Annotated in this window: 19 protein-coding genes; 9 read left to right on the top strand and 10 right to left on the bottom strand. The window is 68.5% G+C overall.

Translation table 11 applies throughout. The annotated features are described in order from the left end of the window. Window positions 1-4: 4 nt before the first annotated feature. From nadC to E3O67_RS14725, 6 genes are all read right to left on the bottom strand, one after another. Window positions 5-865: a carboxylating nicotinate-nucleotide diphosphorylase gene (nadC, locus tag E3O67_RS14750; RefSeq protein ID WP_134432793.1), complete on the bottom strand. Its 861-nt coding sequence runs from the start codon at window positions 863-865 to the stop codon at window positions 5-7. Then, window positions 859-2,544, bottom strand: a complete 1,686-nt coding sequence (gene nadB / locus E3O67_RS14745; protein WP_135103026.1) for an L-aspartate oxidase — start codon at window positions 2,542-2,544, stop codon at window positions 859-861. Before nadB ends, nadC begins: the two co-directional genes overlap by 7 nt. Window positions 2,545-2,546: 2 nt before the next feature. Next, window positions 2,547-3,857: a quinolinate synthase NadA gene (gene nadA, locus E3O67_RS14740; RefSeq protein ID WP_135103025.1), complete on the bottom strand. Its 1,311-nt coding sequence runs from the start codon at window positions 3,855-3,857 to the stop codon at window positions 2,547-2,549. An 82-nt stretch (window positions 3,858-3,939) separates the two neighbouring features. Then, entirely contained in the window at window positions 3,940-4,632 is a 693-nt protein-coding gene (locus tag E3O67_RS14735; RefSeq protein WP_134432787.1) for an NUDIX domain-containing protein, read from the bottom strand. Between the two features lie 125 nt (window positions 4,633-4,757). Beyond that, complete coding sequence (locus tag E3O67_RS14730) at window positions 4,758-5,513, bottom strand: polyprenol monophosphomannose synthase (RefSeq protein ID WP_134432785.1); 756 nt, start codon at window positions 5,511-5,513, stop codon at window positions 4,758-4,760. Window positions 5,514-5,517: 4 nt separating this feature from the next. Further along, window positions 5,518-7,056, bottom strand: a complete 1,539-nt coding sequence (locus tag E3O67_RS14725; protein ID WP_135103024.1) for a glycosyltransferase family 39 protein — start codon at window positions 7,054-7,056, stop codon at window positions 5,518-5,520. 292 nt (window positions 7,057-7,348) lie between these two features. On the opposite strand from E3O67_RS14725, the gene E3O67_RS14720 reads away from it, so the two are divergent. Continuing rightward, window positions 7,349-8,200, top strand: coding sequence for a carbon-nitrogen hydrolase family protein (locus tag E3O67_RS14720; protein WP_135103023.1), 852 nt, complete (start codon window positions 7,349-7,351; stop codon window positions 8,198-8,200). A 128-nt stretch (window positions 8,201-8,328) separates the two neighbouring features. On the opposite strand, the gene E3O67_RS14715 is transcribed toward E3O67_RS14720, so the two are convergent. Further along, window positions 8,329-8,733: an ATP-dependent DNA ligase gene (locus tag E3O67_RS14715; RefSeq protein ID WP_241979381.1), complete on the bottom strand. Its 405-nt coding sequence runs from the start codon at window positions 8,731-8,733 to the stop codon at window positions 8,329-8,331. Window positions 8,734-8,882: 149 nt separating this feature from the next. Next, entirely contained in the window at window positions 8,883-9,914 is a 1,032-nt protein-coding gene (locus tag E3O67_RS14710; RefSeq protein ID WP_167726674.1) for an alpha/beta fold hydrolase, read from the bottom strand. Between the two features lie 163 nt (window positions 9,915-10,077). On the opposite strand from E3O67_RS14710, the gene E3O67_RS14705 reads away from it, so the two are divergent. Continuing rightward, complete coding sequence (locus E3O67_RS14705) at window positions 10,078-11,151, top strand: alkene reductase (RefSeq protein ID WP_135103021.1); 1,074 nt, start codon at window positions 10,078-10,080, stop codon at window positions 11,149-11,151. A 213-nt stretch (window positions 11,152-11,364) separates the two neighbouring features. On the opposite strand, the gene E3O67_RS14700 is transcribed toward E3O67_RS14705, so the two are convergent. Then, window positions 11,365-12,564 (bottom strand): aminotransferase class I/II-fold pyridoxal phosphate-dependent enzyme, encoded by a 1,200-nt coding sequence (locus tag E3O67_RS14700; RefSeq protein WP_134432775.1) that lies wholly within the window; start codon window positions 12,562-12,564, stop codon window positions 11,365-11,367. An 87-nt stretch (window positions 12,565-12,651) separates the two neighbouring features. Between E3O67_RS14700 and E3O67_RS14695 the strand changes: the two genes are divergently transcribed. From E3O67_RS14695 to E3O67_RS14665, 7 genes are all read left to right on the top strand, one after another. Further along, window positions 12,652-13,215: a hypothetical protein gene (locus tag E3O67_RS14695; protein WP_135103020.1), complete on the top strand. Its 564-nt coding sequence runs from the start codon at window positions 12,652-12,654 to the stop codon at window positions 13,213-13,215. Window positions 13,216-13,352: 137 nt separating this feature from the next. Further along, window positions 13,353-14,063, top strand: coding sequence for a hypothetical protein (locus tag E3O67_RS14690; protein ID WP_135103019.1), 711 nt, complete (start codon window positions 13,353-13,355; stop codon window positions 14,061-14,063). Window positions 14,064-14,182: 119 nt separating this feature from the next. Beyond that, complete coding sequence (locus tag E3O67_RS14685; RefSeq protein WP_135103018.1) at window positions 14,183-15,745, top strand: S1C family serine protease; 1,563 nt, start codon at window positions 14,183-14,185, stop codon at window positions 15,743-15,745. 134 nt (window positions 15,746-15,879) lie between these two features. After that, the gene (locus tag E3O67_RS14680; protein WP_241982214.1) at window positions 15,880-16,941 is read left to right on the top strand and encodes a glycosyltransferase family 2 protein; all 1,062 of its coding nucleotides are present in this window, start codon (window positions 15,880-15,882) and stop codon (window positions 16,939-16,941) included. Beyond that, window positions 16,938-17,750 carry a CDP-alcohol phosphatidyltransferase family protein gene (locus tag E3O67_RS14675; RefSeq protein ID WP_135103017.1) on the top strand — a complete coding sequence of 271 codons (813 nt, stop codon included), beginning with the start codon at window positions 16,938-16,940 and terminating at the stop codon, window positions 17,748-17,750. The genes E3O67_RS14680 and E3O67_RS14675 overlap by 4 nt, the downstream gene beginning before the upstream one ends. Then, entirely contained in the window at window positions 17,737-18,636 is a 900-nt protein-coding gene (locus tag E3O67_RS14670) for a glycosyltransferase family 2 protein (protein WP_241982213.1), read from the top strand. The genes E3O67_RS14675 and E3O67_RS14670 overlap by 14 nt, the downstream gene beginning before the upstream one ends. Before the next feature lie 73 nt (window positions 18,637-18,709). Beyond that, window positions 18,710-20,011: a hypothetical protein gene (locus E3O67_RS14665; protein ID WP_135103016.1), complete on the top strand. Its 1,302-nt coding sequence runs from the start codon at window positions 18,710-18,712 to the stop codon at window positions 20,009-20,011. Here E3O67_RS14665 and E3O67_RS14660 read toward each other — a convergent pair. Further along, a complete protein-coding gene (locus tag E3O67_RS14660) occupies window positions 20,008-20,895 on the bottom strand; it encodes a hypothetical protein (RefSeq protein ID WP_241979378.1) in 888 nt (295 codons plus the stop codon). The genes E3O67_RS14665 and E3O67_RS14660 overlap by 4 nt on opposite strands. Window positions 20,896-20,959 lie beyond the last annotated feature (64 nt).

Below are 20,959 nucleotides of genomic sequence, written 5' to 3'. Positions count from 1 at the left end.
CCGGTCAGCCTTCGGTCAGGATGGCGATGTCGAGGCCGAGGTCGAGGGACCGCACGCTGTGAGTGATGGCCCCGACCGAGATGATGTCGACGCCGGTTTCGGCGATGCCGCGCACGGTCAGCAGCGAAACGCCGCCGCTGGCCTCCACGAGCGCCCGACCGTCCGTGAGGCGCACGCCCTCGCGCAGGTCATCGGGGCTGAAATTATCGAGCATGATCGTGTCGACGCCGGCGGCGAGCACGGGCTCGATCTGGTCGATCCGGTCCACCTCCACCTCGAGGTGGGTGGTGTGGGAGATGCGGTCGCGCACCTGACGGAGTGCCTCGGTGAGGTTCAGACCGCCCGCGGTGAGCACGGCGAGGTGGTTGTCCTTGGCCATCACCGCGTCGGAGAGGCTGAACCGGTGGTTGTGGCCGCCGCCGTCGCGCACCGCGGCGCGCTCCAGCACGCGCAGCCCCGGGGTGGTTTTGCGGGTGTCGACGATGCGGGCACGGGTGCCCACGGTCTCGGCCACGTACTGTGCGGTCAGAGTCGCGACTCCGCTCATCCGCTGCACGAAGTTCAGCCCGATTCGCTCGGCCTGCAGGATTCCGCGGGCCGACCCCGACACCTCCGCCAGCGCGTCGCCGGCTACGAAGGCGGTGCCGTCGGCCACCAGCAGCCGAACCACGATGCGCGGGTCGGTCAACCGGAACGCCGACGCGAACACGGCACCGCCGCTGAAGGTTCCGGATTCCCGGGCGACCAGCTGGGCGGTCGCGTCGGCGTCGGCGGGGATCAGCACCTGAGATGTCAGGTCACCCCACGGAGCGTCTTCCTCGAGCGCGGCACGCACGATGGTGTCGATGGCGTTCATGGTCAGCATGCGATGGCCTCCTCGGCCTCCGTGGGGTGGGCAAGGTTCAGGGTGCTCTGCATGCCGTCAGCGGTATCCAGGGTCGTTACGCGACTCCAGACGACGGTGCGGGCGAGCTCGGACCGGCTGTCCGGGTAATCGGAGCGGTGGTGGGCGCCGCGAGATTCCTCCCGGGCCAGGGCGGAGGCCACGGTGACCCGCGCCAGGTCGATCAGGTTGGCGTCTTCATATGCCCGAACACGCATATTGAGCGGCGCGGTGCCATCCGGGGGCGTCGGGCGGGTAGCCCACTCCGCCAGGGTGACGGATGCTGCGGCGAGCTTTTCCCCGCTCCGCAGAACCCCTGCACACTCCCACATCAGCTGCTGCACCGCGTCGCGGTCGACGCCCCCGGTGCTCGAGCCCCCGATGGTCGAGCCTGTCGAGACCGAGCCCACGGTGGTCGAGCCTGTCGAGACCGACGCCTGGCCCGAGCCCGCCGCGGGCATCCGTCTCGGCAGGCGCAGCGCGCGCACGGCCCGGTCGGCGAATACGGCCGCCTCGAGCAGCGAGTTGGAGGCCAGCCGGTTGGCGCCGTGGGCGCCGGTGCGGGCCGCTTCCCCCACGGCGAACAGGCCGGGCAGGCTGGTGCGGCCCCAGATGTCGGTGAGAATCCCGCCCATCCAGTAGTGCGCCGCCGGAGCAACCGGGATCGATTCGACGGCCCAGTCCAGTCCGGCCGCGCGGCAGGCCGCGGTGATGGTCGGGAAGCGCCGCTCGAGCAGTTCGCGGCCGAGACCGGTGGCATCCAGCCACACCGGTTCGCCGCCCTGCTTCGCCATTTCACGGGCGATGCCCCGGGCCACGATGTCGCGCGGCGCGAGTTCCCCGTCGGGGTGCACGCCGAGCATGAAGCGGTGGCCGGACGCATTCCGCAGCACGGCGCCTTCACCGCGCACCGCCTCGGAGACCAGCGGGGTGCCCGGAACCGCGAGTGCGGTCGGGTGGAACTGGTAGAACTCGAGGTCGGCGACGGATGCCCCCGCGCGCCACGCGGCCGCTACGCCGTCGCCCGTCGCCAGGGACGGGTTCGTGGTGTGCGGGAAGAGCTCGCCGGCGCCCCCGGTCGCCAGGATCACCGTGTCGGCGATGATCGTGCGGAGGACCTCGTCGGGCCCGAGAATCACGGCTCCGGTCGCGCTGCCGTCCTGCACGGTCAGGTCGACCAGCATCGTGTGTTCCTGGATGCGCAGGCGGGCGCCGACGCCCCGCAGCGACCGGGTGGCCCGCTCACGCACCGTCGCCACGAGGGCGGCCTCGATCGCGGCACCGGTGGCGTCGCCGCCGGCGTGCAGCACCCGCGACCTCGAGTGGGCTGCCTCTAGTCCTCGGGTGACTCCGGACTCGTCGCGGTCGAAGTCCACGCCGAACCGGATCAGGTCCCGTACCCGCGCCGGACCCTCAGAGCAGAGCACGCGCACCGCGACGGGATCGCAGAGCCCCGCTCCGGCGCGCAGGGTGTCCTGCACGTGGGACTCGACCGAGTCGTCGGGGAACATGGCGGCGGCGATCCCGCCCTGGGCCCAGCGGGTGTTGCTGTCCGGCAGGGCCGCCTTGGTGACGAGGGTGACCTGGTGGCCGGCATCTGTCGCCCGCACCGCGGCGATGAGTCCGGCCAGCCCACTGCCGACGACGAGCACACGGGTCATGGTCAGACCTCGACCGAGACGGGCGGTTTGGCGGCGAGCATCCGTTCGAGGGCGATGCGGGCGTTGCCGGCGACCTCGTGCGGCACCTGGATGCGGTTCAGCACCTCGGGCGCACGGTCCGCGGTGCCGACCAGCGCTTCGAGCACCCAGGCCAGATAGCCCGAGTGGATGCGGTACATCGTGGAGCAGGGGCAGACCACCGGGTCGAGGCAGAAGATGATGTGCTCGGGGTGCTGGGCGGCGAGCCGCTGCACCAGGTTGATCTCGGTGCCGATGGCGAAGACGGATCCGGCCGGGGCTGCCTCGATGGCCTTCTTGATGAAGTCGGTCGAGCCGGAGGAATCGGCTGCGTCGACGACGGCCATCGGGCACTCCGGGTGCACGATCACGCGCACGCCCGGGTGCGACTGGCGGGCCGCGGCGATCTGCTCCACCGTGAATCGCCTGTGAACGCTGCAGAACCCGTGCCAGAGCACGACCTGGGCGGTGTCGAGTTCCTCGGCCGTGTTGCCGCCGAGGGGCTTGCGCGGGTCCCACATCGGCATCCGCTCGAGGGGTACCCCCATCGCCTTCGCGGTGTTGCGGCCGAGGTGCTGGTCGGGGAAGAAGAGCACGCGGCGGCCGCGGGCGAAGGCCCACTCCAGCACGGTCTCGGCGTTGGAGGATGTGCAGACGATGCCGCCGTGCTCCCCGCAGAATGCTTTCAGCGCGGCCGAGGAATTCATGTACGTGACCGGGATCACGGGGACGCGGCCGTCGGAGTCGGGCTCGGTGCCGTAGATGTCCTCGAGCTGCTCCCAGCAGTCGGTGACGGAGTCGATGTCGGCCATGTCGGCCATCGAGCAGCCCGCTGCGAGGTTGGGCAGGATGACCGCCTGCTCCGGGGTCGAGAGCAGGTCGGCGGTCTCGGCCATGAAGTGCACGCCGCAGAAGATGATCGCCTCGGCATCCGGGCGGCTTGTGGTGGCCTGCGCCAGCTGGAACGAGTCGCCCACGAAGTCAGCGTGCTGCAAGACCTCGTCGCGCTGGTAGAAGTGCCCGAGAATCACGACCCGGTCACCGAGCGTGGCCTTGGCGGTACGGATGCGGTCGCCGAGTTCCGCCGCCGACGCACGTCGATAGACCTCGGGCAGTTCGCCCTGCCGCGGTGACCCGGTGGGGATGACGTCGCCCATCGACGAGCCTGGGCCGTAACCCGGCGTGCCGGAATCGAACTCCCACGGGGCGGTGAGCAGGTCGGGGCTGCAGGTGCTGCCGGCGGCCGCTCCCGTGCTGATGAGCCGAATGGTCTGGTCGACCGATGCGTTGGTCATGCGGTTACTCCTTGATATTCACACAAAGCGATAGTCAGACAAGCGGTGGTCAGCGCGGACGTGCTGGGAGGGAGGGTCATGCTCAGCCGATGGCCGGCTCGAGCGCCCCCGGAGCGGTGGCGTGGACGGAATCGTTGTAGCGGTAGAGGCGGGGTGGCCGATGCGGCACACCGGCCACGCGCTGGCCCGTGTCGACCACGGTGCCCGACGATTCGATCGTGCGGCGGAAGTTCGCCGGGTCGAGGGCTTTCTGCAGCACGGCCTCGTGCACCGCGCGCAGCTGCGCCAGCGTGAAGATCTCGCCCAGGAACGCGTGCGCGATGCGGGAGTACTCCACCTTGGTGCGCAGGCGCCAGAGGGCGTATTCGACGATGCGGTTGTGGTCGAAGGCGAGCGGCGGCAGGTGGTCGGCCGGGAACCACCGCACGTTCTCATCCTCGACCGCCAGCGCCGCCTCACCGGATTCGACCAGTGCCCAGTAGACGACCGAGACGACCCGGCCGCCAGGGGAGCGCGCCGGATCCCCGAACGTGTAGAGCTGCTCGAGGTACTTGGGGGTCAGGCCCGTGGTCTCGCGCAGCGCGCGCGCGGCCGCTCCGGCCAGCTCCTCGTCGGCCGGCAGTCCGCCGCCAGGCAGCGCCCACTGGCCGAGGTAGGGCTCCCGGGTGCGGCGCACGAGCGGCAGCCACAGGGTGGAAAGCCCGGCTTCAGGATCCGGCCGCAGGGCGAAGATGACCGTCGACACGGCGAGGGCCGCCTCGAGCTGGGTGTTCATTCGCGCTTCCACCGTCATCCACCGCCATCCACTAGGTAAAAGTCATTGTGACTTTAACTGAATGGACCCATCTTATAGTCAGTGTGACCAGAAGTCACGCCCCGTGTGCGGGCGCTGAGAAACGGTCAGTGAACTCGCGGCACGGATGTCGGTGCCGGCGTAGCAGTGCGGCGAGCGTTTTTGCCGGTGAGCCCCCAGATCGTGACCCGGGCCATCGCCTCGGCCACGATCGCACCACTCATTTTCGAGGAGCCGAGGGTGCGCTCCACGAACGTGATCGGCTTCTCGACCACGCTGAGCCCGGCCCGGACGGCGTGCAGCAGCATGTCGATCTGAAAGCAGTAGCCCAGGCTCTCGACGCTGGAGAGGTCCATCCGTTCGAGGGCGTGCGCCGTGTAGACGCGGTAACCGCCGGTCACGTCTCGCTGAGGCAGCCGCAGCAGCACACGCGAGTAGACCGATCCGCCGCGCGACAGCAGACGCCGGTGCCACGGCCAGTTGCGCACACTACCCTCAGGGACCCAGCGGGAGCCCAGTACCACATCCGCGCCCTCGGCTGCCTCGAGCAGGCTCGGCAGTTGCTCCGGCAGATGCGATCCGTCCGCGTCGAGCTGCACCAAACGGTCGTAGCCGCGGGAGAGCCCCCAGGCGAAGGCCTCGAGGTAGGCGGCGCCGAGGCCGCTCTTCCGGGAGCGGTGCAGGGCGTGGACCTGAGAATCGGTGGTGGCCAGCGTGTCGGCCAGCAACCCCGTGCCGTCTGGGGAGGAATCGTCCACGACCAGGATGTCGGCCGCAGGCACGCTCGCTCGCACCCGGGCAACGATCGCCGCGATGTTATCGCGTTCGTTGTAGGTCGGGATGATGATCAGTGTCCGGTCCATGGAACTACCTTGTCATTTCGATGATCTGAGTGCGGTTCAGCATTGTCGATTCGGTGACCGTGAACCCGAGTTGCTGCAAGGTGCGGATGTTGTCGCCCCGGCTATTCTCACCGCTGCCCTGGTTCTGCAGAACCCACACCCGGTCAGTCTCGGTGAGCCGGTCGGTCACCTGTTCCAGCGGCAGGACCACATCCCATAAATCGTTGGTGGTGTCGAACGGCACCGCGAGGGTGACATCCTGAAGGCCCGCGAACGCGTCCGGGTACAGCCGCAGGGCCAGGCGGGGCTTGCGGGAGGGCCGCACGCTCTCGTCGAAGACAACGGCGTCCCCCGACTGCGCGCCGTTCCGCACCACCTCGGCCGCTTGGCGCAGGTCACTGCCGTAGTTCTTGCCGAACTCGCTGCGCTGTTCGAGGTAGGTGGGCAGCATCAGAGCCGTGATGAGGCCCAGGGCCGCAACCTGTGGCCATCGCGGCCGGAGGCAGGCGATTCCCACGGCGATGGCGATCGCGACGGCCGGCGTGCAGATCGACAGGTACCGCAGTGAGTACATCGGCGTGACCAGGTGCGTGCCGATCAGTAAGGCTGCGCTCGGCACGATCATCCAGGCCAGCATGACCCCCAGTGCGGCCTTGGTGTTCGCCGGCGTGGCCCGCCGTCCGCCGACGAAGAAGACCATCACGACCGCGAGCAGGATCAGTCCCCACGCCAGAACGGCCAGGGGAGCATTGCTGAACCACTGGTGCACAGCGGCCGTGAGCACGGGGATCGGCGGGCGCCGACCGATGAAGGCGATCTGATCGCGCTGGTCCAGGCTGGCCGTTATCACGGGGGCAGCCAGGGCGAGCGCGGCGCCGGTGGCGATGGCCCAGGCGCGCATACTCACCCTCACGTCACCCTCCCGCGGGGTCAGCAGCAGCGCCGCGAGCGCCAGCACGGGGACCAGCAGCAGCACATACAGGAAGAAATAGATTCCAAGGGCCAGGAGGCCGGCGTAGCCCGCCCAGAGCGCGAACCGGGTGCCGGCATCCACGGGGCGGCTCCGCACCAGGTGCACCAGCAGAACCGTCAGCCAGACCACGACGGCCGTGGCGACGGCGGCCGAACGGGCTTCAGAGCCCATATAGGTGACCCGGGGGAGCAGCGCGAAAACCAGGGCTGCGAGCACGTCGACCCGGGCGGTGAACAGGGTGCGGGCCAGTACGAAGGTTCCGGCCGTCGCGGCGCCGACGAACAGGGCGCTCAGCCCGCGGGTCGCCAGCTCCGACGAGCCGAAGAGATCGATCCAGACGTGCAGCAGCAGGTAGTAAGCGCCGTGCACCGCGTCGACGTTGTCCAGCAACCGGAACAGCCCCGGCAGGGAACGTTCCGCCGACATGACGCTGGCCGCCTCGTCGCCCCAATACGAGGGCCGCCACGATCCGGCGATCGAGACGAGGAACCCGAGCAGCCCGAGCAGCGCAGCCAGCCCTCCGGTTCGGAGCAGGGGAAGGGTCAGCGTGTCGGGACGGACCAGGCGGGAGAGCAGCGGCGGGGAAGGCACGCATATACGTTAGGCCACCTCGCTGAACCATAGAACCCGGGATCGGTGCCGTTCGCCGTGAACGGATGGCGAGGCCCCGCCCGTTCCACCTTCGGACGAGCACCGTGCCCACTGTTGAACCAATTCGACGGAGATTTTGGGCTTGGGGCCGGTTTTCGGCTGGTTCCGGTCCGTTTTGGCCAAAATCTCCGTCGAATTCGTTCGAGCGCGAGTTGCTCCAGTGCCGCGGATTCCCATTCCACGATCCAGCTGCGACCACGTCCATACGGACTCACTGATCTAGGCTGACGCCATGATCGATCCCCTCGAGACTCGCGGCCCCGGCCCTGCTGCCGGCCCCGCGGCAGCCCTGGGTGTTGCGGTGGCCCAGTTCGCGCCCGGCCGCGAGCCTGCCGTAAACCTTGCCGCCATGCATGCCCTCGCCGAGACGGCCGTCGCCCGCGGGGCCCGGCTGATCGTCTTCCCCGAGTACTCGGCCTTCTTCGAACCGGTGATGGGACCGTCGTTCGTCGCCGCGGCCGAACCTCTGGACGGCCCCTTCGTGCGGGCCCTGGCCGCGCTCGCCGCAGACCTCGGCGTGTACGTCGTGGCCGGCATGCTGGAGTCCACGGACGACCCGAACCGGTTCTCCAATACTCTCGTCGCGGTGGATCCGGCCGGATCACTCGTCGCGAAGTACCGCAAGCTTCACCTCTACGACGCCTTTGGTGAGCGCGAGTCGGACTGGGTGCGGGCCGGGGCCGTGGAGGAACCCGAGACCTTCGATGTGGAGGGGCTGCGGGTGGGATTGCAGACCTGCTACGACATCCGTTTCCCGGAGATGACCCGCCGCCTGGTCGACGCCGGGGCCGAACTGGTCCTGGTGCCGGCCGAGTGGGTGCGGGGACCGCTCAAGGAACAGCACTGGCGCACGCTGTTGACCGCTCGGGCCCTGGAAAACACGGTCTACCTAGCGGCGGCCGACCACGCCCCGCCGGTGGGTGTCGGCAACAGCATGGTGGTCGACCCGATGGGGGTGGAGCTGGTCACGATCGGCGAGACAACGGATGTCGCGGTCGCCTGGGTTCTGCCGGAGCGCCTCAGTGCCGTGCGCGCCCGCAACCCCGCGCTGGTCCTGCGCCGTTTCGCGGTCGTTCCGCGCTGATCCGGGCCCGCCCACGGGCAGAGGCCTGCGGGCTGCGGCCTGCGGGCAGAGGCCTGCGGCCTGCGGCCTGCGGCCTGCGGCCTACAGGCAGAGGCCTGCGGCCTGCGGGTTGCCGGAGTAGGGGCGGCTCAGAGTTCGGTGGCGATGGTGTCCTGCGAGGCGGGCGCCGCGCGCACCGTGAACTTCTGATCGGGGCGGTGACTGCGGTCGGTGCGTTCCGGATGTTCGGGCTCGGACATCGCCCGCTCCTCGCCGGTGGCAACCAAACCCTGGGAGCTGTTCGCGGAACGGGTGAGCTGGGCGAGCCAGAGGGGGTTGATGCTCGGCGGCTGGCCGCCGGAGAACTTGAAATACAACGGGATGGCCGGGTGCAGCCAGGCGGAACTGCGTCCGTTTCCGGCTTCGGCGGCATTGCGCCACGACAGCAGGAAGCTCTCGCCCCGGCGGAGCTTCTGGACGATCACGATCTGAAGGTGCGCCAATATCCGGTCGTCGAACTCGACCGTGACCCTGTCATACGTCAACGAACCCATGGGGAGCCGCTCTCAATCAGTGGAGGCCGTGCCAGACCGGCCACACGGGGGTGACCATTTCTCAGGACTGATCCTCAGTTTGGTCGTAATGAACCCGCTTGACAAGGGAATCGGCCACGCAGCGCGAGCGGCCCGGACTCCCGGACCGCTCACTGCGGGAACACTCCTGGGTCGGACCGGCATCCGTTCGGCAACACGAGCCGGAGAGTCTCATACGGCTTCTCCACGTGCGCGAAGTGCCCGGTGTCCGGCACTGTCACCAGGGCGAAGTCGCGGATGACCGCGCGGAGCCTGGCCGCATCCGTCGCTGCCACGAAAATGTCGGCGTCGCCCTGGGTGGCCCGCACGGGGCACTCGATCCGGGACCAGTATTCGGCGGCGTAGGCGCCGGCCAGGTCGGATGCCACGGCGAACGCCTGCGGGCGCAGTTCGGCCCGGAGGTAGTCGGTGACGCTCGCGTGCAGCAGTTCCGGGCGCCGGAACAGCGGCGCTGCCAGCGCGCGCAGCAGCGTGGTGCGATGGAGCAGGCCGATCAGGCCGTCGCCGGCGCGCCCGGCCCAGGCGAGAGCCCGCAACACCGGCAGTATGGCGCCATATCCCGGCAGCGTGGCGAACCGGGCGACCGGGTGCCGCACGGTGTCGATCACCGAGAAGGTCGTGGCCGAGACGAGTCCGACGAACGCGGTCGACCGTGCCTCGCTCGCGGCGAGTTCGAGGGCCACGAAGCCGCCGAGGGAGTGGCCGATCACTATCCAGGAGCGGTAGCCGAGAGCACGGGCGATCTCGGCCACTATCGCCGCGGTCGCCTCGATCGAGCGGGAGGGACCCTCCTTCGGAAGCGCCGAGTCGCCCCAGCCGGGCAGGTCGGGGATGATCAGGTCGGTGAGTTCCAGGCCGGAGGCGTCGGCCGCGGCCAGCAGCGGCGTCCAGGTCGTCCAGGAGCCCGCGGCCCCGTGGAGAAGGATGGTCGCGGTGTCGCTCCCGGTGCGGCGGCCGTGCCGCACCGAGACCGTCGCCCGGCTCAGGCGCATGGAACTCGTGGTCAGACCGAAGGCGCGGTGATCGGACGAGAGGGGAAACGGGCAGTATCCCGTGCGGTCCGGAGCCTCCCGAATCGGTGCAGCCGGGGCGCTGACACCCCGTGGCGACGTCGTCGACCTGGTCTCGGCGGTGATGCTCATGACACTGGTTCGTTGCCTGGGCCGCTGTGGATTGCCGCACCGTCTCTGCGGAGCGGAATATGCGGGAGTGCAGGGCCGTTGCCGAAAGGGGGAACCTGCTTCCCATGTCCCAGGCAACGCACGCGCCGCCTGACGACAACCAGACCCACAGAAAGAGCTATTCGTGAATCTTTTCTCCCCGTTGTCCCTCGGTGATCTGGAACTGCCCAACCGGCTCGTCATGGCACCGCTGACCCGTGTGCGGTCCGGAGTCGAGGGTGTTCCCGGTCCGCTTGTCGTCGAGCACTACAAGCAGCGAGCATCCCTCGGCCTGATCGTGACCGAGGGCACCTACCCGAGCCACGCCGGCCAGGGCTTTCCCGGCCAGCCGGGTCTGATCACACCCGAGCAGATCGCGGGCTGGACCAATGTCGCCGATGCAGTGCACTCCGCCGGAGGGCGCCTGGTCGCCCAGATCATGCATGCCGGCCGCGTCACCCATGAGGGCACCAACGGCGGCCGCGAAGTCGTCGCCCCGAGTGCCATCGCCATTGCGGGCGAGACCCGCACCTACGAGGGAAAGGCCGCCTACCCGGTGCCGCACGCCCTCACGCCGGATGAGCTCCCCGGCGTGATCGCGGACTTCGTGCAGGCCTCCCGCAACGCCATCGCCGCCGGGCTCGACGGCGTCGAGATCCACTCCGCCAACGGCTACCTCCTGCACGAGTTCCTCTCGACGGCCTCCAACCAGCGCGACGACATCTACGGCGGCTCCCCGCAGAACCGGGCGCGTTTCGTCGTGGAGGTCGTCACCGCGGTGGCCGACGCGATCGGAGCCGGTCGCGTCGGCATCCGGGTCTCCCCGGAGCACAACATCCAGGATGCCCTCGAAACTGATGCCGCCGACCTCCTGGCCACGTACGGCGCACTGGCCGACGCGCTCGCCCCGCTGGGCCTGGCCTACCTGAGCATCCTGCATCGCGAGCCGGCCGGTGAACTGGTGCAGCAGCTGCGCACCCGCTTCGGTGGACCGCTCCTGGTCAACAGTGGTTTCGGTGAAATCACCAGCCGGGACGAAGCGATGGCCATCATCGCCGACGACCTGGCAGACGCGGTCGTCGTCGGCCGTGCCGTGATCGCCAACCCCGACCTGGTGGCTCGCTGGCTCAAGGACCTGCCGTTGAACGCTCCCGACCCGCTCACCTTCTACGGTGCCGGCGCCGAGGGCTACACGGACTACCCGGCCCTGGCACACTAGGCCGGGTAGGCCCCCTTCCCGGCGCGGATGTGTGGCTAACTCCTGAAATTTGCGACGCGTTCGCACCCGACCCGCGCAATCTCGCGGTGACGGAAGCCCAGGTCGGCAGATGACAGGAGTTAGCCACAACAGTTGCCGGCACGTGACCCCGGAGGGCATTGCTGGCCGGCACGGATTCCCCGGGGGCAGGGTGCGGGGGTTGCCGTGCGGCGGCTACCGGGCGGTGATTCCGGCCAGCTGTGCGGCGGCGCGCTCGAGCACGTCCACCCTCTTGCAGTAGGCGAACCGCACCAGTGAGGCGTACTCGGGTCGGTTCGCGGCGGAGCAGAACGCACCGATCGGAACCGCCACCACCCCGGCGAGATCGGGCAGCACCCGGCAGAATTCGGCGCCGTCCGGGTGGCCGAGCGGAGCGGCATCCGCCACGATGAAATACGACCCCTGGGGCCGGCTGACCGTGAATCCAGCCGAGGTCAGCCCGCTCTCGAGCACGTCGCGCTTGGCCAGGAGGTCGGCGGCGATGCCGGTGTAGAAGCTGTCGGGCAGGTCGAGGCCCCGCGCGATCGCCGGCTGGAACGGCGCACCGTTCACATAGGTGAGGAACTGCTTCACGGCGAGGATGGCGGTAACCAGGCTGGCCGGGGCGGTGAGCCAGCCGATCTTCCAGCCGGTGGTGTTGAACGTCTTGCCGCCGGAGGAGATCGTGATCGTGCGATCGCTTGCCCCGAGAATCGTCGCGACCGGCACATGGGGAACACCGAAGGTGAGGTGCTCGTAGACCTCATCGGTCACGATGAGCGCATCGTGGCGGTGCGCGAGGGACACGATGAGGTCCAGGGTCTCACGCGGAAGCACGGTCCCCGTGGGGTTGTGCGGATTGTTCACGATGATCAGCCGGGTGCGGTCGGTGATCGCCGCGCGCAGGTCGTCGGGGTCCGGCTGGAAATCGGGTGCCCGTAGGCGCACCGTGCGATGGATGCCCCCACCCAACGCGATCAGGCCGCCGTACGCATCGTAGAACGGCTCGAGTGTGACGACCTCGTCGCCTGGTTCGAGCAGCGCGAGAATGGTCGCCGCCAGCGCCTCGGTGGCGCCGGCCGTCACCAGGACCTCCGTGTCGGGATCGACGGTCAGGCCGTAGAAGCGGAACTGGTGACGGGCGATGGCCTCCCGCAGTACGGGCAATCCGCGCCCCGGCGGGTACTGGTTCACGCCGTCGGAGATTGCCTGTCGGGCAGCTTCGAGCACCTCGGCGGGGCCGTCCTCGTCGGGGAATCCCTGACCCAGGTTGATGGCGCCGGTGCGCAGGGCAAGGGCACTCATCTCGGCGAAAATGCTCGCCGCGACGGTGCCGTCGGCAGCGAGCAGACCGGCCCCGCGAGCCGTGCGTCGCCAGGCCCCCGCGATCGTCATGGTGTCACCTGCATTCCTCCAAACTACGACATGTGGAAAGTTCGAGCGCGGCCGGGCCGGATGCCCTAGGTTGGCCGGATGCGGACCGTGAAGCGCGACCTCCTCGTACTGGGCTCGCTGCTGCTGCTCGGCATGCTCGCGCTGACCGGTTGCACACCCGAACCGACGCCCCGGGCATCCGAGACGTCGGTGCCGACGGATGCCCCCGTCTTCGCCTCCGACGAGGAGGCTCTCGCTGCGGCCACAGAGGCCTATGCGGCCTATCTCGCCGCTGGCGATGCAGCAGAAAAATCCGGAACATTATCACGTGAACATTTTCTATCCCTGAGCTCCGGAGAAGCTCACGAGAGTGACCTGTCTGCTGCCGCATCATTTGATGAGAAGGGCTGGAAGCAAGTCGGTTCCACCACTTTTGACTCGATGACTATCCAGTCCGCGGAGATCAACGAAGAAGAAAAATGGGAGATAAGGGTCTATGTCTGTCTCGATGTGACGAATAGCGACATCGTTGATTCCTCAGGAGTGCCGGTCTCTCAGCCGGACCGCCCACTACGGATGCCTTTGGAAGTGGCCTTCGTCGGAACTGACAAAAGTAGTGATAACTTCCAGATGACGGAGTCGCGGGTATGGTCCGGTTCAAATTTCTGCTAGTAGCGCTGATGCCTATAATTCTTTCTCTTGCTTCGCCAGTGTACGCAGCCGCGGAGGATCGAGATTGCCCATATCAACTGGCAGTCGCAGGGCTTTGTTCGCCACCAGCAGCGACGGGAAACATCAACAACGGCGGAGTGGATCTTTCTGCGGGGTACGAGACCGGCGGGGGACAGGGTTCCGGTAACGGGGCCGGTAACGGGGCCGGTAACGGGGCCGGTGGCGGAGCGGGATCCGGCGCGCAAGATTCAGGCGGCGACGAAGGAAGCGGGCCGGGTGCGGCACCCGTCGTCGATCCGCTGGCGTTCGTGCGCGACGACTTCACCGTGAACTGCATACCGGGCTCGCCGTGCGATCCGAACCTCGTGGTCCGGGTCAGTGACCTGGTCAACTTCCAGCCTGCGGCGCCGTCCCAGACGATGGAACCGGGCGGCTGGAGCGTCGCCGGATTGCCTTCCAACTTCATCGCGTCGGCATCCGTGCACAGCCGCACCGGTGCGCTGCTCGGATATCCGGCTGAGGTTCGTTTCACCCCGGTCGGCTACCGCTGGACCTACGGCGACGGGGCCCAGGCGAGCACCGATTCTGGCGGCGCCACCTGGGCGGCGCTGGGTCTGCCGGAATTTTCACGCACCGCCACCAGCCACACGTTCGCCAGGCCGGGGAGCTACGCCGTAGTCGTCGCGGTGGTGTACTCAGCCGTGTACCGCTTCGCGGGCCTTGCCTGGCGCCCGGTCGAGGGTACGTTGGCAATTTCGGCCAGCCCGCTCGGCGTGATCGTGGGAGACGCCCAGACGGTGCTCGTCAACCGGGAGTGTACAGCGCATCCGGCTGGGCCGGGCTGCTGACCGAGAGGATCGACCCCGGCCCGAACAAGTCACGGCGTCGTCATTGAATGCTCCCAGCCTGCACATATCATTCGTTCAGGTTCAGGAGTCAAGGTGGGATTGCTTGGAAGGAGCACATCATGACCGACAACCCGCAGGTATCCGGCACCACTCCCGATCCCGACGACGCAGTACCATTCCAGGTGAATGCGGCCGGCGAGGCGTCGGCCCCGGCGCAGCCCGCGGCGGCCGGTTCCTCTCCGACCACCTCCGGTGACGAGCAGTCGACCGAGGTCATCCCCGACACCGTCAACGCCTCCGAGCAGCAGGCGCCGACCCAGCCCAGCGCGGCCCAGCCCACTCTCGCCTCCGCGACGGATGCTTTCGGCCGCCCGGTCGAGGGCGGCGCCACCCCCAATCCTTACGCTCCGAACACCCAGTCGCCGTCCTACGCCCAGCAGAACGGGTACGCCTCCGGCCGGCCCGGCGGCCCGACCAAGCAGCCCCGGCGCTCGGGAAATATCGCCCTGATCGCGGCGCTCGCCATCGGCGCCCTCGTCGGCGGAGCATCCGGTGCCGGTGTCACGGCGTTCGTGCTCACCAACCAGACCAGCGGCGTGCCGGCCAGCCAGGCCGAAGGCCCCAGCACGGTCGTGGTCAACAACACCGACAGCGTCAGCCAGATCACGGCGGTCGCCGCCAAGGCCACCCCCAGCGTGGTCACCATTGACGCGTCCGACGGCAGCTCCGGTGGAACCGGTTCCGGCGTCATCCTCAGCGAAGACGGCTACGTCCTCACGAACACGCACGTCGTCACCCTCGACGGCGCCGCCGCCGACGCCCGCATTCAGGTCACCGCCAGCGACGGCAAGCTCTACTCCGCCACCATCGTCGGTACCGACCCGATCTCCGACCTTGCCGTGATCAAGCTCGAGGGCGTGAGTGGCCTGACGCCGATCAAGTGGGCCGATTCCGGCAAGCTCAACGTCGGCGACAGTGCCATCGCGATCGGCGCACCTCTCGGTTTGTCGAGCAGCGTCACCGACGGCATTGTCAGCGCACTCAACCGCAGCATCTCCATCGCCTCCTCGGCCGCCCCGTCGACACCCGACAACGCCGCGCCCGACGAGGATCAGAGCCCGTTCTTCTTCGACCTTCCCGACCAGAACGGCGACCCCGCGCAGGCTCCGTCCACCGGCAGCATCTCGCTCTCGGTCATCCAGACGGATGCCGCGATCAACCCCGGCAACTCAGGCGGAGCCCTGCTCAACGCCAAGGGTGAGCTGATCGGTATCAACGTCGCCATCGCCAGCGCCGGTGGCGACTCGGCGGCGGCCGGCAGCATCGGTGTTGGCTTCTCCATCCCGTCGAACCTGGCCAAGCGCGTCTCCGACGAACTGATCGCCACCGGCACGGCCAGCCACGGTCTGCTCGGTGCCAGCGTCACCAGTGCGGCCGGCAGCCCCGAGAGCACCACCGTCGGCGCCCTGATCAGCGAGGTATCACCGGGCGGCGCGGCCGAAAAGGCCGGACTCCGAAAAGGAGACATCGTCACCAACCTCAACGACCTGCCCATCACCGACGCCAACGACCTGACCGCCCAGGTTCGTGCTCTCGCCGCCGGCGACACGGCCGACCTCACCTATGTGCGCGACGGCAAGTCCGTCACGGTGTCCGTCACGGTCGGCGAGCTCTCGAGCTGACAACCCGCTCCTTCCAGGGCATGACAGCTGCGCCGCCGGTGATCCACCGGCGGCGCAGCTGTCGTTCGCCTCGCCGGTGCGGGCCCGAAAGACGCGGCTGATAGGCTCTAGCTCCCGTCCAGAAGAATGGAACTATGACCAGCCAGGATCCCTCTTCCGGAGAGAAGTCCCTGCTCGGGGTTTCCTACGTGATGCCGGTGCTGAATGACGTGACACATGTGCGTGCCGCCGTGACCAGCCTGCTCCGCCAGGACTATATGGGGCCCTTCGAAGTCACCCTGGCGCTCGGCCCGAGCATCGACGGCACGACCGAACTGGTCGAGGAGATGGCCGCGGTCGATCCGCGCATCCGCATCGTCGCGAACGAGATCGGTTCCACTCCGGCAGGCCTCAACGCCGCTATCCGAGCGTCGAAGTACCCGTTCGTCATCCGCGTCGACGCCCACTCGGTGCTGCCCCCGGACTATGCCCGCATCGCCGTGGAGACCCTCGAGCGCACCGGCGCCGACAATGTCGGCGGCGTCATGGACGCCCAGGGGGCAAGCCCGTTTCAGAAGGCCGTGGCCCGCGCCTACGGCACGAAGATCGGCCTCGGCGGAACGCCCCTGCACATCGGCGGCCCGGAAGGCCCCGCGGAAACCGTCTACCTGGGCTGCTTCCGTCTGGACAGCATCGTGCGCGTGGGCCTCTTCGACGAGGGCATCAAGCGAGGCCAGGACTGGGAACTCAACCGCCGCCTGCGCGACCAGGGCGGCACCGTCTGGTTCACTCCCCGGCTCCGGGTCGTCTACCGGCCCCGCCCGAGCCTGGCCCGGCTGGCCCGGCAGATGGTGTCCACCGGACTCTGGCGCGGGGAACTCGCCCGCCGGTATCCCGAGGACAACGGCATCCGTTACTTCGCCCCGCCCGTCATGGTCCTGGGTGTCCTGGGCGGAACCCTGGCCGGACTGGCCGGTCTGGTGCAGCTGTTCACCGCAGCGACCCCGTGGATGCTGCTCGGATTCTTGATTCCCGCCGCTTACCTACTCCTCGTCGCCCTGGCCACGGCCCTGGTGACGCGTCCGGACGGTTTTCGTGCCGGGCTGTGGTTTCTCGTAGTCTTGCCCTGCATCCACTTCTGCTGGGGGATCGGCTTCCTGCTCGGCTATCTGAAGTTCACCACCAACATCACGGCCCATACCGGAAGGCACCAATGACGTCAGCGAATCCCGCGGCGACTCGACCCTCCTCAATCGCCGAGTTGCGCCGGGTGGCGCAGCCGCCGGAAGTGCGGCTGCGGGCGAACGCCGAGCACTGGACGGCGTCCCTCTACCTGCGCGACATCTCCCCGTACCTGACCTGGATGCTGCTGAAGACCCGCATCTCGGCGAACGGCGTCACCGGGCTGATGATCCTGGTCGGTTGGTCCACGGCGGCCGCGCTGCTCATTCCCGGCGTCTGGGGCGCCCTGCTCGCGCTCCTGCTCGGGCAGCTGCAGATGCTGGTCGACTGCTCCGACGGTGAGGTCGCCCGCTGGCGCCGGCAGTCCTCCCCGGCCGGGGTGTTCCTCGACAAGGTCGGGCACTACACGACCGAGGCTCTCATCCCGATCGCGTTCGGCATACGATGCGCCTACTACCCGTTCGAGGCCCCGGCCGACTTCCTCTGGACCACACTCGCACTCCTGCTCGCCCTGATCATCGTGCTCAACAAGGCACTCAATGACATGGTGCACGTGGCCCGTGCGAACGCGGGCATGACCAAGCTCGCCGATCGCAAGCACGAGCAGACACCGACGTCGAGCCTGATCGCCCGGGCCCGCAGACTGGCCCGGTTCCTGCCGTTCCACCGGCTGTACCACTCGGTCGAGCTGACGATGCTGATCTTCGTCGCGGCGGTCGTCGGCAGTTTTCTCGGCGAGACGACGGTCGACCGCTTCGTGCTGGCCCTGCTCGTGCCACTGGCATTCCTCTCACTGGTGGGCCACTTCGTGGCTATCATGGCGTCCAAACGTGTCCGGTCCTGACGCGGCACCGCACGGCCTCGCCCTGCCGACCGTGGGGGTCGTGCTGCTCACCCAGGGCACCCGTCCCGACGACCTGGCTCGCGGCATCCGGAGCCTGATGGCCCAGAAGGACGTGCGCCTGGACATCGTCTGCGTGGGCAACGGCTGGCAGCCATCCGACCTTCCCGCGGCGGTGAAGACCCTCGGACTGCCCGAGAACCTGGGCATTCCGGCCGGCCGCAACCGCGGGGTCTCCCGCGTCGCGGGCGAGTTCCTCTTCTTCCTCGACGACGACGCCAGCATCCCGGACCCGCATTTTCTGCGGGATGCCGTCGGCGTGCTGCGGGCTGACCCGACCATCGGCCTCCTGCAGCCCCGCGTGGTCGACCCGGCCGGGATCGCGTCTCCCCGGCGGTGGATTCCGCGCATCCGTAAAGGCGAGGCCACTCACTCCAGCAACGTCTTCTCGGTCTGGGAGGGCGCCGTGCTGCTGCCCCGGGCCGCCTTCGACGCCACCGGAGGCTGGGCCGAGCCGTTCTTCTATGCCCATGAGGGCATCGAGCTGGCCTGGCGGGTTTGGGACCTGGGCCTGCGCGCCTGGTATGCGGGTGACCTGCAAGCCAATCACCCCGTGATCGCGCCGACCCGGCACGCCGACTACTACCGCCTGAATGCGCGCAACAGGGTCTGGCTGGCCCGCCGCAACCTCCCGGTGCCGCTGGTGCCCGTCTACGCCGGGTCCTGGCTCCTGATCCAGATACTGCGCTGGGCCCGCAATCCGAGCGCCCTCCGCGCTTGGCTCGCGGGTTTCCGCGAGGGCTGGACCACTGACCCGGGGGAGCGGCGCCCGCTCAAGGCACGCACGGTGTGGCGGATGACGCTGGCTGGCCGACCACCCATCGTCTAACGATTCCGTCGTCAAGTTCCCCTTCGGGGGTCAGGGGCGCTCGGGTAAGTTGCATGGTCGGTACTCTTGACGGGTGGGTATTCAACGAGACGTGAGGCTTGGGCTCAAGCTGGTCAGGGACGTCACGGCGTCGCGCAAGGCACAGCGGCTGCTGAACGGGCGGCTGTCCAAGCGGGAGCCGCTGCCCCGGAACCACTTCAAGATCGCGGTCTACTTCGCTGACGGCGACGTCAACCTGTACCAGATGCGGCAGTGGTACAAGCCGCTGGCGAAGCTCGCCGAGACCTGGCCCGTCCTGGTGCTGAGCCGCAGCGGGGCAGGTGCCCTGCCGCTGATCGACGAGTCCCCGATCCCGGTGGTCTACGTCCGTCGGGTCGTCGACCTCGAACGGGTGCTGGCGGAGCAGGACATCCGAATCGTGTTCTATGTGAACCAGAACACCCGCAACTTCCAGATGATGCGCTACGGGCGCCGCTGGCACGTTTTCATCAACCACGGTGAGAGCGACAAGATGTACATGGTCACGAACCAGATCAAGGCCTACGACTACGCCTTCGTCGCCGGAGACGCCGCGATCGCCCGCCTCGACAAGGTGCTCTGGGACTACGACTTCGACAAGCGCGCCATCGCGATCGGGCGCCCCCAGGCCGACTATTATTCGGGCGCGACGCCGTTCGCCCGGGACGGGCGCCAGGTCGTCCTCTATGCTCCGACCTGGGAAGGTGACCGGCCGGCTGCCGCATACGGCTCGATCGCGTCCCACGGCGTCGCCCTCGTGACGGCGTTGCTCGCCTCGGGCCGGCACCGGGTGATCTACCGTCCCCACCCGCGCAGCGGAGTGGTGAGCAGCGAATACGGCGCCGCGAACAAGGCCATCATCGCGGCCATCGCGACGGCGAATGCGCGGGATGCGTCGGCCCGCCACATCTACGATGCGAGCCCCGGCCTGGGCTGGCAGCTGTCGGCGGCGGATGTCGCGATCGTCGACATCTCGGCAATGGTCTACGACCGACTGGCCTCGGGTAAGGCACTGATGGTGACCCGTCCTGTCGACCCGGAAGCCCAGATCGACTCGAGCGGTTACCTCTCCGACTGCGAGTGGCTGCACGTCGACCGGGCCGGGAGCATCCTCACGGTGCTCGACGACCTCAGCCATGACAGCGAGGCTCAGGACCGGCTCAACGTCTGGGTCGAGCGCTACTTCGGCGACACCGGCCCCGGGGTCGCCACGAACCGATTCCATGCGGCCGTGGCGCACCTGATGCACGAGTGGGAACGTTTCGACGCCTCCCACCCGCAGGCCGTGAGTCTCGAGGTGGTCGAGCCGGCCATCGACGCTCCGGCGGACGAGATCACCGACGTCGAGAAGCCCTAGCCGGCACGGGGCGGTGTCGGCGGCGCCGGCTCAGGTGCGTCGGGCATCCGTCGCCGAGGTGACAGCCGACCGGGCAGTCCGGTCAGGGACAGGCGGGTGATCCCGGGGATGCGGCGGGCGCGCGTTTGCTGATTGACGATTCGTACCTGCGGGTTCAGCTCCTCGCGGAAACCGATCGGGGGCGGGCCGAACGCGAGCCGGGAGGACCGCACGACCCGCGTGCCCAGGATGTGGTTGCCGGCACCGCCGATGATGGCGCCGACGCCGAACGGCAGGGCCTTTCCGATGAAGCTGGCGCCGCCCTTGGCGACGAACTGCCGGATGAAGCTGCTCTTCAACCGATCGGTCAGCGGTCCCATGATCGCCCGGGGAATGCTGGTGGTGACGAGTTCGCCCCAGTAGGCGGTGCGCGGCACGCCGGAGCCGGAGACCTGGCCGGCCAGCTGGCGCACCAGGTCCGAGCCTTCACGACCGAGCATCATCGTCATCACGAGCGCGCGCGCCCGCTCCGGATCCTCGACCGCGATGCCGTGCACCTCGCTGACCGACTGCGTGAACAGTGCGGTGGCTTCGAGGAACCCGGCCGTCTCCACACCGGAGAGGGCCAGCGTGATACCGGTGCCGACCCCGGGAATGACCGCCGTCGCGCCGACCGCGGCACCGCCGGTGGTGACGGCGGCGAGATAGCGGCGTTCCAAGATCTGGATGACCTCCACGGGCGAGGCCTGCGGAGAACGGTGCCGCACGGAGCGGATGTGAGCGAGCACCGCAGGCCGATGGATCGCCATCACGCGGTCGAAGCCCGTGACGATCCCGGTGGGGAGTTGACCGCCCCGCGGCAGGCCGCCCGTCTCGGAGATGATCGGCTTTGCTTTTCTGGCCATCAGAGTGCCCTCCCTCAGTGTCCCGTTGAGTTTACGTGTCCCGGCTGGGTGCCACTGGCGGAAT

It is taken from the genome of Cryobacterium sp. TMT3-29-2 (assembly GCF_004564305.1).
In the GTDB taxonomy this organism is placed as follows: domain Bacteria; phylum Actinomycetota; class Actinomycetes; order Actinomycetales; family Microbacteriaceae; genus Cryobacterium; species Cryobacterium sinapicolor.
This window is presented reverse-complemented; position numbering and strand designations above follow the sequence as displayed.

Excerpts from the sequence above, each read along its gene's own strand:
- nadC (WP_134432793.1), bottom strand. The coding sequence starts at position 865 with ATGCTGACCATGAACGCCATCGACACCATCGTGCGTGCCGCGCTCGAG.
- E3O67_RS14710 (WP_167726674.1), bottom strand. The coding sequence starts at position 9,914 with ATGAGCATCACCGCCGAGACCAGGTCGACGACGTCGCCACGGGGTGTC.
- E3O67_RS14660 (WP_241979378.1), bottom strand. The coding sequence starts at position 20,895 with ATGGCCAGAAAAGCAAAGCCGATCATCTCCGAGACGGGCGGCCTGCCG.
- nadA (WP_135103025.1), bottom strand. The coding sequence starts at position 3,857 with ATGACCAACGCATCGGTCGACCAGACCATTCGGCTCATCAGCACGGGA.
- E3O67_RS14680 (WP_241982214.1), top strand. The coding sequence starts at position 15,880 with ATGACCAGCCAGGATCCCTCTTCCGGAGAGAAGTCCCTGCTCGGGGTT.
- E3O67_RS14685 (WP_135103018.1), top strand. The coding sequence starts at position 14,183 with ATGACCGACAACCCGCAGGTATCCGGCACCACTCCCGATCCCGACGAC.
- E3O67_RS14715 (WP_241979381.1), bottom strand. The coding sequence starts at position 8,733 with ATGGGTTCGTTGACGTATGACAGGGTCACGGTCGAGTTCGACGACCGG.
- nadB (WP_135103026.1), bottom strand. The coding sequence starts at position 2,544 with ATGACCCGTGTGCTCGTCGTCGGCAGTGGGCTGGCCGGACTCATCGCC.
- E3O67_RS14720 (WP_135103023.1), top strand. The coding sequence starts at position 7,349 with ATGATCGATCCCCTCGAGACTCGCGGCCCCGGCCCTGCTGCCGGCCCC.
- E3O67_RS14675 (WP_135103017.1), top strand. The coding sequence starts at position 16,938 with ATGACGTCAGCGAATCCCGCGGCGACTCGACCCTCCTCAATCGCCGAG.
- E3O67_RS14735 (WP_134432787.1), bottom strand. The coding sequence starts at position 4,632 with ATGAACACCCAGCTCGAGGCGGCCCTCGCCGTGTCGACGGTCATCTTC.
- E3O67_RS14730 (WP_134432785.1), bottom strand. The coding sequence starts at position 5,513 with ATGGACCGGACACTGATCATCATCCCGACCTACAACGAACGCGATAAC.
- E3O67_RS14700 (WP_134432775.1), bottom strand. The coding sequence starts at position 12,564 with ATGACGATCGCGGGGGCCTGGCGACGCACGGCTCGCGGGGCCGGTCTG.